Origin of the sequence: Hymenobacter taeanensis, assembly GCF_013137895.1 — a bacterium.
Classification (GTDB): domain Bacteria; phylum Bacteroidota; class Bacteroidia; order Cytophagales; family Hymenobacteraceae; genus Hymenobacter; species Hymenobacter taeanensis.
Window position 1 is genome coordinate 4,200,931 of record NZ_CP053538.1, and the last position, 16,261, is coordinate 4,217,191.

12 protein-coding genes and 1 pseudogene are annotated in these 16,261 nt (G+C 53.4%); 9 read left to right on the forward strand and 4 right to left on the reverse strand.

Annotation, left to right across the window (positions count from 1 at the left end; all coding sequences use genetic code 11):
• Positions 1 to 25 precede the first annotated feature (25 nt).
• The 7 genes from hisB (at position 26) to HMJ29_RS17620 (ending at position 5,846) form a co-directional block, all read left to right on the forward strand.
• Positions 26 to 1,138 (forward strand): bifunctional histidinol-phosphatase/imidazoleglycerol-phosphate dehydratase HisB, encoded by a 1,113-nt coding sequence (gene hisB / locus HMJ29_RS17590; RefSeq protein WP_171592720.1) that lies wholly within the window; start codon positions 26 to 28, stop codon positions 1,136 to 1,138.
• A gap of 179 nt (positions 1,139 to 1,317) precedes the next feature.
• Positions 1,318 to 1,908, forward strand: a complete 591-nt coding sequence (gene hisH, locus HMJ29_RS17595) for an imidazole glycerol phosphate synthase subunit HisH (RefSeq protein WP_171592721.1) — start codon at positions 1,318 to 1,320, stop codon at positions 1,906 to 1,908.
• A gap of 95 nt (positions 1,909 to 2,003) precedes the next feature.
• Positions 2,004 to 2,720: a 1-(5-phosphoribosyl)-5-[(5-phosphoribosylamino)methylideneamino]imidazole-4-carboxamide isomerase gene (hisA, locus tag HMJ29_RS17600; RefSeq protein WP_171592722.1), complete on the forward strand. Its 717-nt coding sequence runs from the start codon at positions 2,004 to 2,006 to the stop codon at positions 2,718 to 2,720.
• Between the two features lie 19 nt (positions 2,721 to 2,739).
• A complete protein-coding gene (hisF, locus tag HMJ29_RS17605; RefSeq protein WP_171592723.1) occupies positions 2,740 to 3,498 on the forward strand; it encodes an imidazole glycerol phosphate synthase subunit HisF in 759 nt (252 codons plus the stop codon).
• A gap of 111 nt (positions 3,499 to 3,609) precedes the next feature.
• On the forward strand, positions 3,610 to 4,248 hold the full coding sequence (hisIE, locus tag HMJ29_RS17610) for a bifunctional phosphoribosyl-AMP cyclohydrolase/phosphoribosyl-ATP diphosphatase HisIE (RefSeq protein WP_171592724.1): 639 nt from the start codon (positions 3,610 to 3,612) through the stop codon (positions 4,246 to 4,248).
• A gap of 171 nt (positions 4,249 to 4,419) precedes the next feature.
• A complete protein-coding gene (locus tag HMJ29_RS17615; protein ID WP_171592725.1) occupies positions 4,420 to 5,178 on the forward strand; it encodes a glycosyltransferase in 759 nt (252 codons plus the stop codon).
• A 17-nt stretch (positions 5,179 to 5,195) separates the two neighbouring features.
• A complete protein-coding gene (locus tag HMJ29_RS17620; RefSeq protein ID WP_171592726.1) occupies positions 5,196 to 5,846 on the forward strand; it encodes a lipid-A-disaccharide synthase N-terminal domain-containing protein in 651 nt (216 codons plus the stop codon).
• 108 nt (positions 5,847 to 5,954) lie between these two features.
• Here the strand turns inward: HMJ29_RS17620 and HMJ29_RS17625 are convergent, their stop codons facing one another.
• Entirely contained in the window at positions 5,955 to 6,932 is a 978-nt protein-coding gene (locus HMJ29_RS17625; RefSeq protein WP_171592727.1) for a GDP-mannose 4,6-dehydratase, read from the reverse strand.
• 250 nt (positions 6,933 to 7,182) lie between these two features.
• On the opposite strand from HMJ29_RS17625, the gene HMJ29_RS17630 reads away from it, so the two are divergent.
• Entirely contained in the window at positions 7,183 to 8,046 is an 864-nt protein-coding gene (locus tag HMJ29_RS17630) for a glycerophosphodiester phosphodiesterase (RefSeq protein ID WP_171592728.1), read from the forward strand.
• Positions 8,047 to 8,247: 201 nt separating this feature from the next.
• Positions 8,248 to 9,816, forward strand: a complete 1,569-nt coding sequence (locus HMJ29_RS20740) for an ArnT family glycosyltransferase (protein WP_366671531.1) — start codon at positions 8,248 to 8,250, stop codon at positions 9,814 to 9,816.
• Positions 9,817 to 9,916: 100 nt separating this feature from the next.
• Here the strand turns inward: HMJ29_RS20740 and HMJ29_RS17640 are convergent, their stop codons facing one another.
• From HMJ29_RS17640 to gyrA, 3 genes and pseudogenes are all read right to left on the reverse strand, one after another.
• The gene (locus HMJ29_RS17640; RefSeq protein ID WP_171592730.1) at positions 9,917 to 10,945 is read right to left on the reverse strand and encodes a hypothetical protein; all 1,029 of its coding nucleotides are present in this window, start codon (positions 10,943 to 10,945) and stop codon (positions 9,917 to 9,919) included.
• A gap of 1,501 nt (positions 10,946 to 12,446) precedes the next feature.
• Positions 12,447 to 13,586 (reverse strand): tetratricopeptide repeat protein, encoded by a 1,140-nt coding sequence (locus HMJ29_RS17645; protein WP_171592731.1) that lies wholly within the window; start codon positions 13,584 to 13,586, stop codon positions 12,447 to 12,449.
• An 86-nt stretch (positions 13,587 to 13,672) separates the two neighbouring features.
• Positions 13,673 to 16,236: pseudogene (gene gyrA / locus HMJ29_RS17650) on the reverse strand (DNA gyrase subunit A).
• Positions 16,237 to 16,261: the final 25 nt, after the last annotated feature.

Sequence of the window (16,261 nt, forward strand, 5' to 3'; positions counted from 1 at the left end):
GCTTTTGCTTGCGCCAACCAACCTCATGAAAAAAGTACTCTTCATCGACCGCGACGGCACCATCTTGATCGAGCCGCCCACCGATTTTCAGGTTGACTCGCTCAGCCGCGAAAAATTTCAGTTTGTGCCCGGTGCCATTACTGGCCTAGCCCGCATTGCCCGCGAGCTGGATTATGAGCTAGTGCTGGTGAGCAACCAGGATGGCCTCGGCACCGACAGCTTCCCGGAGGATACTTTCTGGCCGGCCCACACCATGATGCTTGACATTCTGCGCTCGGAAGGAGTGGAGTTCGTGCGTGAGCACATTGACCGGAGCTTCCCCCACGAGAACCTGCCCACGCGCAAGCCCGGCATCGGCATGCTGCAGCAGTATCTCGGTGAGGCAGCAGGGTATGACCTGCAACATTCTTTCGTTATCGGCGACCGGCTGACGGATGTGGAGCTAGCACAAAACCTGGGTTGCCAGTCTATTTTGCTGAAGCCGGAAGGGGAGGAGGACGAGCGCGCTGCGTTGACTACTTTGAGCTGGGAAAAAATATACCAGTTTCTACGCCTGCCTGCGCGCACCGCGGTAGTACAACGCGACACGAACGAAACGAAAATCAGCATTGAGCTGAACCTCGACGGCAACGGCCGTCCGGCTATGCACACGGGTCTGGGTTTCTTTGATCATATGCTCGACCAGCTCAGCAAGCACTCCGGTGTCGACATGAAAATCACGGTGCAGGGCGACTTGCACATTGATGAGCACCACACCATTGAAGATACGGCCATTGCTCTAGGCGAAGCCTTCACCCAAGCCCTCGGCGACAAGCGTGGCCTAGCGCGCTACGGGTTCTTACTACCCATGGATGATGTGTTAGCACAAGCCGCCATTGACTTCTCTGGCCGCCCCTGGATTGTGTGGGAAGCGGAGTTCAAGCGCGAAAAAATTGGGGATATGCCGACGGAAATGTTTTACCATTTCTTCAAGAGTTTCTCTGACGCGGCCCGCTGCAACCTTAACATCAAGGCCGAAGGACAGAATGAGCATCATAAGATTGAGGCAATATTCAAGGCAGTAGCCAAGTCAATAAAGATGGCTTTGATGCGTGATGCCGGCAAGATGGAAATCCCCAGTACGAAAGGCATTCTATAGTATACCCATATGTTTAAACATATGGGTAATGTTTTGATGCCGTGGTAATTGTGGTTCGTGCTCGATTGATACTAGCTTAAATGGGTTGTATGTGAAGTCAGCTACAATAATGCGAGCAGGTGCTTTATCCATATGTATAAACAAATGTGTAAACCGGGAAATCCTCAATTTATATTCAAATGGAAATAGCCGTAATTGATTACAAAGGAGGTAACGTTCAGTCGGTAATTTTTGCGTTGGAACGCTTAGGAGTGCAAGCAACTTTAACGGCCGATCATGACGTGATACGTCGGGCCGACAAGGTGCTTTTTCCTGGTGAGGGCGAAGCTGCCTCGGCCATGCGTGAGCTCCAGGCGCAAGGGCTTGATAAGCTATTGCCCACGCTTACTCAACCCTTCCTGGGTATATGCCTGGGCATGCAGTTGCTAGGCCAGCATAGCGAAGAAGGCGGTGGTACTGATTTACTCGGTGTCCTGCCGTTTGACGTGGTACGTTTTCCGGCGTCGGCCGAGTACAAAGTTCCGCACATGGGTTGGAACACTTTGAGCCAACTTCGCTCTCCGTTATTTGCCGGGCTTCAGGAAGAAGACTACGTGTACTTTGTGCACAGCTACTATGCTCCCGTAGGCCAGTATACCATTGCCCAGGGGCAGTACCCCACACCGTTCAGCGCGGCCGTGCAGCATGAGAACTTTTATGCCGTGCAGTTCCACACGGAAAAGAGCAGTACCGTGGGCACACGCATCCTGGAAAACTTTCTGAACCTGTAATACTGGAAGTGGGGTGATAAAGTAAAGAAGCTTAGGGCTTAGACTCTCAATGCTTTTGTCTCTTCATCCCCTCACCACTTCATCGCTCAACCAACATGGAAATAATCCCCGCCATAGACCTGATAAATGGCCAGTGCGTACGCCTCACCGAAGGCGACTTCGCCCAGCAGACCACCTACGACTCTGACCCGTTGGCCGTGGCCCAGCGCTTTGAGCAGCACGGTGTGAAGCGCCTGCACCTGGTAGACCTGGACGGTGCCCGCGCCAAACGCCCCGTCAACCTGCCCGTGCTGGAGCGCATTGCCCGCCATACTGGTTTGGTAGTGGACTACGGCGGTGGCCTGCAAAGTGACGAAGCCCTGCGGCAGGCTTTCGGGGCGGGCGCTACCCAGATTACGGCGGGCAGTATTGCCGTGCGGGAGCCGGAAACTGTCAACAACTGGCTACAAACCTTCGGGGCCGAGAAGATCATTGTAGGGGCTGACTTCCGTGACAATCATATTTCCATCAACGCCTGGGCGGAGCAGAGTGAACGCACCCTGCAGGAGTTTCTAGGCCAGTACCTGAGTGCCGGAGCTACTACCTTTATCTGCACCGATGTAAGCAAGGATGGTAAGCTGCAAGGCCCGGCCCTGGACACGTATCGGGAGCTGCGGCAGGCGCTGCCGGCCGCCCGCCTCATTGCCAGCGGCGGCGTCACGACGATTGCCGACGTGGAGGCGTTAGCGCAAATCGGCATGCACGGCGCCATTATTGGCAAGGCCATCTATGAAGGCACCATCATCCTCGACGAGCTTAAAAGCTGGCTGTAACTGTTGACCTCACAACTCTATGCTGACTAAAAGAATCATTCCCTGCCTCGATGTGAAGGATGGCCGCACCGTGAAGGGCGTCCGGTTTGAGGGCCTGCGCGATGCCGGCGACCCAGTGGCACTGGCGTCGCGCTACGCTCGCGAAGGTGCCGATGAGCTGGTGTTTTTGGATATTACCGCCACCAACCAGAAACGGGCTACGCTAGTGGCTCTGGTGCGTGACGTGGCCCGGGAGCTGGATATTCCGTTCACCGTGGGCGGCGGTATTGGTACTGTTACGGATGTGGAAGCGCTGCTGCTGAACGGGGCCGACAAAGTCAGCATCAACTCGGCGGCGCTGGCGCGGCCGGAGCTAATTGACGAGTTGGCTGCCCGGTTCGGAAGCCAGTGCATTGTGGTGGCTGCTGATGCCCGCTACAATGACGCCGATGGCTGGCAGATCTACACCCGCGCCGGTACTAACAACACCGGCCGCAATGCTGTGGAGTGGTGCCGGGAAGCAGCGGACCGTGGCGCCGGCGAAATCCTGCTGACCTCCATGAGCAACGACGGCACCAAGGATGGCTTTGCCCTGGATATCACGGGCGCCGTGAGCCGGGCGGTAACTATTCCGGTGGTGGCCTCGGGCGGGGCTGGCTCCAAGCAGGATTTCACCAATGTATTCCAGCAGGCCTACGCCGATGCAGGCCTGGCCGCCAGTATCTTCCACTTCGGGGAAATCGGCATCCGGGAGCTGAAAGAGCACCTGCGCCAGGACGGCATCCCCGTTCGATTATAATTTTTGAGAGATGAGGTGTTGAAGTGATAGGGTGAAGTGTAGTACTCTCTTAACCTGTCTTTCTATCACCTCATCACCTCATCACCTCATCACCTCATCATCATAAAATTGATGGATTTCGCCAAAATGCCCGATGGGCTAATACCCGTAATTGTGCAGGATGCTCAGACGGGGCAGGTGCTGATGTTGGGCTACCAGAACGAGGAAGCCCAGCGCGTAACGACTGAAACGGGCCGCGTCACGTTCTTTTCGCGCTCTAAGCAGCGCCTCTGGACCAAGGGCGAGACCAGTGGCCATTACCTCACTGTGGTGAGCCAACACCCCGACTGCGACCAGGACGCCCTGCTGATTCGGGCCATTCCGGATGGGCCTACCTGCCACCGCGGTACCACCAGTTGCTTCGAGCAGGTTGAGCAGAGGGCTTACCCAACGGCGCCGGTGGGTTTCATTGCCGAGTTAGAGCGCCTGGTGCAGCGCCGCCAGCAATTCCCCGACGAGGACCCGAAGTCTTACACGGTTTCGCTCTTTAAGAAAGGTATGCCGAAAATCGCCCAAAAAGTGGGAGAGGAGGCCGTGGAAACCGTTATTGATGCCGTTGGGGGCAACATCGAAGGCCTTAAAGGAGAAGCTGCCGATTTGCTTTACCATTTGGTGGTATTGCTCACGGCATCCGGCCTGACCCTGGAAGATATTGTGGCGGTGCTGCGTCAGCGCCATACTACTATTTCCGGGGGAGTGCGCCGGGAGTAGTGTCGCACCTGATCTAGTGGCCTACACGCGTTCAAACCCGCCGACGGATAGATACAGGTACCCGTCGGCGGGTTTTGTCGTACAGTATACTTTCCTGGGGAAATACGTGCACTTTCGAATCATTTTCTAATCTTACCCTACCTTGCGCAGCTAAATGCTTGCCTCGTCTGTATGTCTGATAACGCTGCCTATCTGGCCACGCAAAGTCTCACCGTGCTGGTGCCGGTGTATAATGAAGAAGAAAGCCTGCAGCAGTTTGCAGTCGAGATGAACAAGTTTCTGGACCAAACGCCCGTGGCTACCACGGTCCTATTTGTGAATGATGGCTCCACGGATGGCTCCCTGGCCATTCTGCGCGACATCTGCCGGCAGGATTCGCACTACGAGTTCATCAGTCTCAGTCAGAACCGGGGGCTAAGCACGGCCATTAAAGCAGGCATTGACCACTGCCGCACCACGCTGCTGGGCTACATCGACTCCGACATTCAGACCTCACCCCTGGACTTCCTCAAGTTTTTTGAGTTTTTCCCGCAGTATGATATGGTGAATGGCATTCGGGCTAAGCGCCAGGATACGTTTGTGAAAAAGCTTTCCTCCAAAATTGCCAACGGTGTGCGTCGTACGCTCATTAACGATGGCATTCAGGACACCGGTTGCCCGCTCAAGATCATGAAGATTGAGTATGCCCGCCGGATTCCGCTTTTCCACGGCATGCACCGCTTCCTGGGGGCGCTGGTGCAGCTGCAGGGTGGCAAAGTGCACCAAATGCCCGTGCAGCACTTCCCGCGCTTTGCCGGTACGGCTAAGTACAACCTCTGGAACCGTGCCTGGAAGCCGCTGGTGGATACCTTCGGTTTCCGTTGGATCCGGAGCCGCTGGAAGAACTATGAAATTGGGGAGGAACAGCGCGCTACGGCGGCCTCAGCATAGCTTAGGCCACGCGCATTATGAGCACCGAAGTGGTTGCCCGTATCATCGGGCTGGTGTCGCAGGGGCTGTTTAGCAGCCGTATTATTCTGCAATGGATCAAGAGTGAGCGGGCCAAGCAGGTGCTGGTACCCGCGCTGTTTTGGCAGATCAGCCTGATATCATCCTTCCTGATGATTATCTATGGCATACTCCGGCACGACCCGGTTATTCTGGGAGCTCAGCTGATCAGTTACGGCATCTACATCCGCAACCTGCAGCTGCTGGGCGAGTGGCGTAAGCTCAATGGCATTTTTCGGGCCGGGGCGTATGTTTTCCCGCTGGCCACGCTGGTGCTGTTCTTCGTGGGTACGCCTAATTTCAGCTTCCAGCGCATGCTGCACACGCCCATTCCGGGTGGCTGGCTGGCGCTGGGGGCCGTAGGCCAGGCAGTGTTTCTGCTCCGCTTCGTGTACCAGTGGCTATACTCTGAGCGTAAGGGCGAATCAGTGCTGCCGTTAGGGTTTTGGGTGGTGAGCCTAGTAGGCTCGTTTCTAGTGCTCATCTACGCCATACTGCGTCACGATGAGGTGCTGATTCTGGGCAACGTACCTGGTATGGTGGTCTATACCCGCAACATTGTGCTGTTGCGCCGGGAGCAGGCCAGCCAAGGGCAGATGCCGGTGGCCTAGCCTATGCGTGCGTACGAGGAATCAACATCATTCAAGCAACACCATAGAAAAGGCCCCTCGGTAGTACTGAGGGGCCTTTTCTATGGTGTATTGTATATGTTCAGGAGGTTACGCCAGTGGGTCCTGCCCATCCATCCACTCTACAAACTGGCGCAGGCCATCTGTTAGTGAAGTTTTAGGGGCATACCCCAGCAACTGCTGGGCTTTGGTTATATCAGCGTAGGTGATGTCAACGTCGCCGGCCTGCATGGGCTGAAATGCCAGCTGCGGGGAGTGGCCTACCGCTTCTCCCACGGCCGTAATCAGTTCTATCAGCGTAACGGGCCGGTTGTTTCCGAGGTTAATGGTTTCATATACGCCCTGGTTATCCAGCAGATACTGTACCCCGCGGGCAATACCATCCACGGTATCCAGCACGAAGGTGTAGTCGCGGGCGGTAGTACCATCACCGAATACGGGAATAGGCTGCGCCGCTCGCAATAACCGCACGAACTTATGGATGGCGAGGTCGGGGCGTTGGCGGGGGCCATATACCGTAAAGAAGCGGGCATTCAGCACATCCATCTTATAGAGATGGTGGTAGGTATACGTGAGCTGCTCACCCGCCAGCTTAGATGCGGCGTAGGGTGAAATGCAGGCCGCCAGCAGGTTTTGCTCTTCCCGGAAGGGTAGCTCCTTGGTATTACCGTACACTGAGGAGGACGAGGCAAAGAACAGCTTCTTGATATCTCGCAGCCGCATCCACTCCAGCAGATGCGTTGTCCCGAGTACATTGTTTTCCAGGTAAGCCACGGGCTCCCGCACTGAGGGTCCGACTCCGGCCTTCGCCGCCAAGTGTACTACTACCTCAATGGGGTCGGCGGGCAGGGCGTCTACCAGGGCATCGAGGCCGTTACGCAGATCTACCTCATGAAAGCTAAAGCGTGGGTGCGTGAGGCACTGGCCTAGGTTGGTTTGTTTGAGGGTCCGGTCGTAGAACGGATCAAAGTTGTCGAGGCCTACAACGCGGTGCCCATCCTGGAGCAGCCGCTCGGCGAGGTGCGAGCCAATGAAGCCCGCGCAGCCGGTAACCAGAATGGATGCCATGCGCAGAAGCGGGGAGAAAGTGAAATCCACGGGTAAACCGCGGGGCGCAAAGGTAATGGAATTGCCCAGCTGGCAGTTTTTCACGTATACAATCTCCTATCAGCCCGTTTTCTCTTTCCCCTCATCTGCGGGCTGGCTATGCTGTATGCAATCATCTTTATTCTGGTTGGGCTGCCGAGTATTGCCCGTGCTTCTGAGTGGCCTAGGTATGGCGGGTAGTCCTGCTGCAGCCCAAACTAAGAGCTCTGGTATGACCTCCCGCCCGCCCGTGCGGGCAGTGCTGCAGCCCGTGGTACTAGGCCATGCGGGCTCAGGCTTTTTCACCCCGTTTCTTCCGTTTAACCCCTTGCCGCCCAGCAGCCTGCGCAGCATCAACCGGGCGCTGCGCCATAAGGCAGCAGGAGTGGAGGTCGATGTTCGGTTGTCTCAGGATGGGGTACCCGTACTCTACCACGACCATACTTTGGGCTCGATGACGGATGGGCAGGGGTGCGTAAGTCAAACCTCAGCGGCCGCACTGCAGCGCCAACAGTACCGCGGGGGGTGGCCCTACGATTGGTTTCAGCGCGAGAAAATCAGCACGTTTGAAACTTTGCTAGGCCAGCTTGCACAGCGGCCGGTTTTTCCCTACCTGCACCTTGATTTGCACGAAGATGATGCCTGTTCAGCCAACGATACTACTCGCAGCCGCCTACTGGCTCGCCAGCTGGTAACCTTGTTAGGCCAGTACCAGGTACCACCAGAGCGAGTCTTGATTTTAACCAACCGGCCCGCTACCCTGGCGTACTTCCGTCGGCTACACCCATCTGTTCCACTGGGGCTCGAATTTACTGATGAGTTTGAGCAGGGAATGGCTGCCTTGGCTACTACCGATGTGCAGGCTGTAGTACTGCATAAAGATGATGTAACACCCGAGCGGGTAGCGCGCCTGCACCAGACCGGCCACCAGGTGGTGGTGTTTGGGGGGCGTTCTGGCAAAGCCATAACCCGGGTGGTAGCGGCCCATCCCGACGCTTACGAGGTAGATAATGTTCGGCGTTTACTACGGGAGCTTCACCATGAGCAAGGCGTCGCCCCTCAGGTTCTCACCATGACTAAGGCAGATCTTAAATAGGTTTAGCATATATCTCGCCAATTTATTGCCAACACAGTAACACGTTAATTTATGCAGCAAGAAAGCACCCGGCCTCTGCGCCTTCGTGCCTGGGGGCGGTGGGTATCCGTCGTAGTCGTTTGTATTACAAGTTTCTTTGTGCACGGCGGGGCACCCGCAGTCAGCCTGATGGAGGCGCGCAATTTTGTAGCGGCCCGTGAAATGGTAGCCGGCGGCTCTTGGTTAATCCCGACTATGAACGGGGAGCTCCGCCTTGCCAAACCGCCGGTACCCACTTGGGCTGTAGCAGGGCTGCAGAAAGTAGTAGGCCCTACAGAAAACCTGGCGCTGCTTCGGCTTCCCGCCGCATTGGCCGCTACCTTACTGGTGCTGTTTTTTTGGGGACTCGTACGTGAATTAACCCGTCACCAGTCTGGTGATGCTGATGATCCAGGTCGGACTGCCTGGCTGGGCGCTTTAGTGCTGGCTAGCAGCTTACTGGTTATTACCACCGGGCGAGAGGGCCAATGGGATATTTTCGCTGTTAGCCTAATGGTAGGGGCCCTTTGGCTTATGGTGAAGGGCTGGCAGCACGTTGGCCATGCTTCATGGGCGTGGCTCGCGGCGGCTGGAGTAGTAGGGGGGCTGTCGTTACTGAGTAAAGGCCCCGTGGCTCTGTACACCGTTTTTTTTCCGTTTCTGTTAATATACTTCGTCGGTTATCCTAAGCATCGGCAACAAGTACGCCGTCGTATTGCGGGCACGGTACTAGGGGCAGGCTTGCTGTTAATGATTGGCTGCAGCTGGCCCTTGTATATTTATCAGCACGTTGCGCCGGCCGCTATAATGGTAGCGCGCACAGAAATATCTTCCTGGGGAGAGCGGCATGTGAAACCCGTGTGGTTTTACGCACCTTTTGCGGCTTTCACAGGGATTTGGGCTCTGGTGGCGTTGTCTTCCCTGGTGTGGCCTTATGCCCGGCCTCGGGTGCAGCGGTATATTCCGTATCTGCTAGCCTTGGGGTGGGCGTTGCTAGCACTACTATTGCTCAGTCTGGTTCCGGAGAAGAAAGAGCGTTATATGCTGCCGTTAATGCCGCCACTAGCCTTACTAGTTGCTGGTATGCTTCGGTTCTGGGAAGAAGCCGTCGCAACAAAACAGGCAACTCGTTCTGACCAATGGGTACTGCGGGCCTGGGGAGTTATTCTGCTGGTGGTATGCCTGGCCGTACCGGTGTTTATGCTGATTATACATCTCCCTGGTACCAAGGGTCCCCGGTTGTGGGCGGCCTTGGTTGTGTTTGGGTTGCTCGGGGTGTATGTACTACGGCAGGTGGTACGCTTACCTCGGCCTACGGCTCTCACAGGAGCCTCCTTAACGGGCATGGCGGCTCTGCTAGTGCTGTTGCTGCCGTTCTATCCTTTATGGGAGCGGCGCCGCGACAATGCTGGCCTGCGTCAGATGCGGGATATCCGGCGGCATGTGGCGTTACAACGTATCCCGTGGTATAGTCTCGATACCTTACACGTTAAACAAGTATGGGCAGCAGGTAGGGCAGTCCCTATTTGGCACTTGCCCGCAACCGCTATCAGTGCACCTACTACTCAGGGGAGGCTATCTGAACCCGTGGCAGTGTTTTCAGCAGCCCCCTTAATCCCTCGTTTGCCCTTAGTTTGGCGCAGGGCAGGCTATAGCATCACCCAAGCTGACAGCTTTTATTTGGGTGGCAAAAAGGAGTCAGGGTATTGGTACGTCGGTATTCTTGCTAGAAATGCACAAAACACGCATTAACATAATGTAAAAACAGAATAAAGTAAATTTTCCTTCCGTGTAGGAGTAGGGGTTCCCAAAAACAAGGGCCGCGCTTAATCCCGCGGCCCTTGTTATGTTTCTAACGTAGTTGCCGCCTTATCTTATCAAGCAGTGCGCTCACTAGTATTAAGTCTTCTGCATCCTCAATAACCATCTGAGTGTCTAGGCCAGGGCCACTAATACTAATGCTGTAACCAGAGCTAGGTGTAGTACCTGCATACTTCGTCGCAGGCGGTGATTCTACACGGCTGCCTGATGTTGCAGGGCTTTGTGAAGTGCTAGGTGTTACGGGCGCAGCGGATGAGACTGAAGGAGCCGAAATGTCCCTTGGCTTCTGTATAGCGTCGGCAGCAACAGCTGACGGTACATAGTTTCCGTTAAACTTATCGTTTGTACCAGTTATTTCTTCAGAGGTATCGTCAAGGTCTTCCGTGTCAAGGCCAAACAGGCTGGATACGGGATCTACACCTTGTTGAGGGGGTACATAAGCGGGGGAAGGTGATATACCCAAAGTATTAGTATCCGGCGGTGTCCTAGTGTCACTGGTAGCAGGAGATGATACAGAACTCTTAAATAGATTAAGGGGCATCTCTGATTTGCTTAACTCTTTGCGAGGGCCCTGTTGAGCGTCAAGCTGATCTATATCAACAATAATGTTTCTCTCATCTAAAATAGAGACCATTCTCGCTCCGTCAATAAAAGCCTTGGCTACGCCTTGAGCATTGATTTCCTCAACACCGAACTCCCGTAATAACATCACATCGAGCATATGCACGGGTAGTTCACGATTACGAAACTTCCGGCATATCTGAGTGAATAGTGGGGGATGTAGAAAGGCCTCCCGATGGTAGATTCTTTCTTCCTGTTTGTCATAAGCATGTTTTATGCGTCTAAATAGGTTTGTAGTAGTGAGCAACTCCCGCTTACTGGTTAATAGCCCAAACTTTACAGCAGATCCTATAATTGCCTTAAAAGAGCCGCTAACCTTTCTATTGAGTTTGCGTGCTGCTGTTTCAATAGCACATTTGCCACCAGTGTCATCAACGACTTCGGCTACTTCCCAGGCACTGGTATAACTGGTGCGTGGATAATCTATGGTTTTTGGCATGGGTAGGAAGACTTTAGTGGTATTTATAACTACACTACGCGAAAGCAAGGTAATAAGATAACAGAACATCAAGCATAAATCAGTAGTACAAAGTATAAATTGGCATAAACGTATAGTATTTTTTGGACCTTTTTATGCTTTTATGAGCTATTATTAATTGACTAGTGCACGGGTTTATATACTCTAGTTTTACACACTGTAATAACCAATAAAAAAATAATACCCTTTGCCGTATGGGCGGGGCAGGGCTAATGCCTCAGGAATGCGTGTAACTAGCCAGTTCTTTTGCTTACAAGCGCTTTCAAGTGGTTTTTTCTCAGAAAGGATTATTATAGATTTGCCTTAATTAGAATCGCTGTTATACTGCCTTTATAGTTCATATCTCAGGACTCCAAATTTATTGTAGCTTTCAGCTACTCATAAAGAAACTGACTGTGTAGATAGGAGGGAGGGCTATTTGATAAAGCCTTAACCATTTCTTGCCTCATGCCAGTGGCACGTAATTGTAGGCAATGGTCTCCAGCCAGGATAATTCGTCAATGGAACAATTTCCGGTCGCCCATCTTTCACCATCTATAATAGGTGCTTTAGTAAGGTATCGGAAAAGCCCCTAATGGAATACCTATACGACTGGCACATCAGCGTTATGACCATAGCAGTACTCATTTCAATAGCCTTAATGCAATTGATTCCGCAGCACAGTCGGAGTAGCCACGCCTTGAGCAAAACCGATGCCCAGTGTAATTAGTGAATTCCTTGCCAGCAAATCATTGCCTACGCACTGCCAGATGCTTCTAGCATCTATCCACTGGTACTGCAGGTCTTAGAACTCTCACCTGAGTGGTTTACCTTAATATGTATGTCGCTGTTTAAAGCACAGAAGACGATGCTCTAAACTCTCCGGAATCTTTAACCTCTATATCGAGCATCATAAACGCTAAACTGTTCTAACAGCCCTGAGAATATTCTTCTGTTAATTCTCATCTGGAAAGTTCAGTAATGCTGTGCGTTCTATTTGCCTCGGTAGCTGCCCATTTTCTAGACTTTAATGCCACAGTACCTGCAAGATTAACTGAGCTAAAACTAGTAAGGTAAATTAATAGTTATGATTTGTCTTACTCATTGCTTGAGCCAGAATGGAAGCAACTAAAACTTCAATAGCAACAGGCACTGAAGCAACTTTTACTGATCTGACTTTGCATGGACTTCTGACTTGTTCAGCAATTGAAAGCTAGCAAAAGCCAACAGCAAGCAGTTAAGCCGGGGATTTCTCATGCTTGGCATTATAATAGTTTACGCCATGTGTCTGTGTATTACTGCCTAGACTTGACCATATCTGTATAAGAAACCATTCTTAATCAGCTTGTAATCCGCCATGTTCATTTGTCTTATAATTTATATTATGTTAAGTAGTGTTTTCAAAAACACAGCCCGAACCATTACTTCATCTGCCCGGGCTGTGTTTAACTCCCCTACCTACACAGGTGGTAGAGCTATAAACCTATTTTGCTGCTTCCAGCTTTGCTGCCATGCGCTCTGAATCTGCAGTACGACCTACACGCAGATACGCTTTCTGCAAGGATGAAATAGTTGAGCGGTCATTTGGCTGCACCTGCAGAGCCTTCTCAAAGTACGGCAGTGAATCCTGGAAATACTTCTTGCCATCGGCTTCATATTTCTTACCCGTTTTCTGATACTCGGCCAAGCTCATCTTGCTTGCTCTGGTGTACAAATCAGCAGCCTTATTGTAATTATATACTCCAAGGTTGAAATTGGCGTCGAAATTCTCAGGCTCAATCTCCACAGCCTTTTTATAAGCCTCTAGTGCTTGCGCTGGCTGCTTAGCCTGATCCAACAACGAGCCTTTCACTGCGTACAGGTTCGCATTCTTAGGGTCAGCGGCAATGGCTTTGTCAATTTTAGCCAGCGCTTCTTTGCTACGACCTGAGCTTAGATCAGCATTCAGGTCTTCCAGCATAAAGGCTTTATTTGTTGGGTACGCCTGCAACGCTTGCTGCAATACCTTGCTAGCCTCGGCATCATTTTTTTCCTGGCGTGCCATCTGCAGCAAGGCCGTATACATCTGCGGCGACTTGTACCCAATGCCCTGAAGCTTGGTGTACTGGTCTTTGGCTGCTGAGAAATCTTCTTTGGCTGCCGCCGCATAGGCTGCGTAGAGATATGCCGTCGTGTCCTGGGGGCGAATCTGCTGAGCCATCTGGTACGACTTTAGCGCTTCATCGTAATTCTTGCCGTTGTAGTTTTCTACCCCAGCGTTCAGTGCTAGGCCATACAGGCCATCGAGCTTTTCGGTAGCTTTTTTACCGAACTCGCCATCCTTACCATCGAGCTGAATTGCCTTCTGATACGATTCAAAGGCCACTTTCGCGCCTTCACCGGCGGGTAATGATTTGCCGTAGATGGGGCTGGATACCATAGCATCGTAAATCTCACCGCGGGTATACCAGGTCTTGGCCTTGTTAGAGGTTTTCTCGTTGGTTATAGCCTTGTCAATTTCAGTACGGGCTTTGTCTAGGGTACCCTGGCGCTGAAATAGTACGGCATTCGTTACAGCTGAATTCTGGGCGGAAGCTGTGTGTAGAGCGGCCGCTGCCACGAGCGTCAAAATTGTCTTCTTCATGGGAGTTTGTCGAAGAGTGGTCAGGTTGATTGAAAGGAATTGCAAAGCAAACGGCAGAACTCAGGGTTGAGTTCTGCCGTTGCAAGTTAATTAGCGCTGAGCGAATCGGGGTCAGTTAGAGACGTTAGGTCCGAGTCAGGCGTGGTAGCTGATCCATCCCCATTCAGGGTTGGCTCATCTCCGCTACCCAACTCGGCCTCCTTTTCTTCTTCGGCCGCTACTTTCGCAACGGAAGAAATCTCATCTCCCTGGCTGATCTTCAGCAGACGTACCCCCTGGGTTGCGCGTCCAATGCTGCGTAGCTCAGCCATTCGCAGGCGGATGGTGATACCAGACTTGTTGATGATCATCAAATCATCGGAGTCGCTAACCGCTTTAATAGTTACCAGCTGTCCCGTTTTATCGGTAATCTTCATAGCCCGGACACCTTTACCACCACGGTTCGTGATGCGGTACTCATCCAGCGGGCTGCGCTTGCCATATCCGTTTTCGGATACTACCAGCAGTTCCTGCTCGCTGTCTTTGTCAATGCACACCATACCCACTACCCGATCAGATTCATCGGTGAGGGTAATACCACGTACCCGGCGGCAGTGCGGCCCATTGAGCGCACTTTCTCCTCGGGAAAGCGTACGGCCCGGCCGGAGCGCAGTGCAACCACAATTTCCGAGGTACCGGTGGTCAGCTGCACGTCCAGCAGCCGGTCGCCTTCGTTGATGGTAATGGCATTAATGCCAGCCGTACGGGGGCGTGAGTATGCCTCCAAAGGAGTCTTCTTCACGGTGCCTTGCTCGGTGCAGAACATCAGGTAGGTATTCTCCAGATAATCCGGGTCGCGTAGGCCACGTACGTTGAGTACGGAACGCACACTGTCTTCCCGTGGAATCTCAATCAGGTTCTGGATGGGGCGGCCTTTGGTAGCCTTCCCTCCTTCTGGCACTTCGTAGACCTTCAGCCAGAACACGCGTCCGGCCTCGGTAAAGAATAGCAAGTACTCGTGAGTGGTAGCTACAAACAGATGCTCCGTGAAGTCATCCTGCTTGGAAGTAGCGCCACGGGCACCTACGCCCCCCCGACCTTGCGCCCGGTACTCGTCCAGCGCCGTCCGCTTAATGTAGCCTTCGCTAGAGATGGTAATCACCATGCTCTCGTCGGCAATCATGTCCTCCATTGAGAAGTCGCCACCGGCGTACTCAATAGTGGTCCGACGGGCATCGCCGTAACGGTCTTTGATCTCCTGAAGCTCGTCGCGGATAATTTGGCGCTGCAGCTCATCCGACGCCAATACGGCCTTCAGGTGATCAATCAGCTTCATCAGCTCATCGTACTCGGCCACAATCTTATCACGCTCCAGGCCAGTTAAGCGCTGCAGACGCATGTCCAAGATGGCACGAGCCTGCACTTCGCTCAGTGAAAACCGCTCGATAAGCTGGGTGCGGGCCACCTCTCCGTCGCGTGAGCCCCGGATAAGGGCAATTACCTCGTCGAGGTGGTCGAGGGCAATCAACAAGCCTTCCAGGATGTGGGCCCGCTTCTGCGCTTCTGCCAATTCGTAGCGGGTCCGGCGCACGATTACATCGGCGCGGTGCTCTACGAAGTAAACGATAAGGTCCTTCAGGTTCAGCGTCATGGGGCGACCCTTCACGAGGGCTACGTTGTTGACGCCGAAAGAAGACTGCAGCTGGGTGTACTTAAACAGGTTGTTCAGCACCACCGTGGGCATGGCATCCCGCTTCAGGTCATACACAATGCGCATGCCGTCACGGTCCGACTCGTCGCGCAAGTCAGCAATGCCTTCAATCTTCTTCTCGTTGATGAGGGCAGCCGTCTTCTCAATCATCGAGGCCTTATTCACCATGTAGGGAATTTCGGTTACGATGATCTGCTCCTTACCCGAGGGCAAGGTCTCAAAGTGCGCCTTAGCCCGCATTACCACACGGCCCCGGCCGGTTTCGAAGGCCTGCTTCACGCCATCGTACCCGTAGATGATGCCACCGGTTGGAAAGTCAGGAGCCGTTACGTGCTCCATCAACTCGGCCACCGTGATATCCTCGTTACCGAGGTAGGCCACAATGCCGTCTACCACCTCCGTGAGGTTATGAGGCGCCATGTTGGTAGCCATACCCACTGCAATACCAGTAGTACCGTTTACCAACAGGTTCGGGAACTTGGCCGGCATCACCGATGGCTCCTCCAGGGAGTCATCGAAGTTTGGCTGGAAGTCCACCGTCTCCTTGTCCAGGTCACCGAGCATTTCATCGGCCAGGCGCTTCAGGCGCGCTTCGGTGTAACGCATAGCCGCCGGCGAGTCGCCGTCGATGCTACCAAAGTTACCCTGACCGTCTACGAGGGGGTAGCGTAGGCTCCAGTCCTGGGCCATGCGCACCATCGTATCGTACACGGAGGAGTCGCCGTGGGGGTGGTATTTACCGAGCACCTCCCCCACGATACGGGCACTCTTCTTATAGGATTTGTTGTAGGAAACGCCCAGCTCGCTCATGCCATACAGCACGCGCCGGTGCACGGGTTTCAAGCCATCGCGCACATCCGGCAGAGCTCGGGAGATGATGACCGACATCGAATAGTCGATGTAGGCGCCGCGCATCTCATCTTCAATGTTTATCGGAATGATCTTTTCGCCTTCCGCCATAGGGAGATCTAAGTGGCCTAGAATC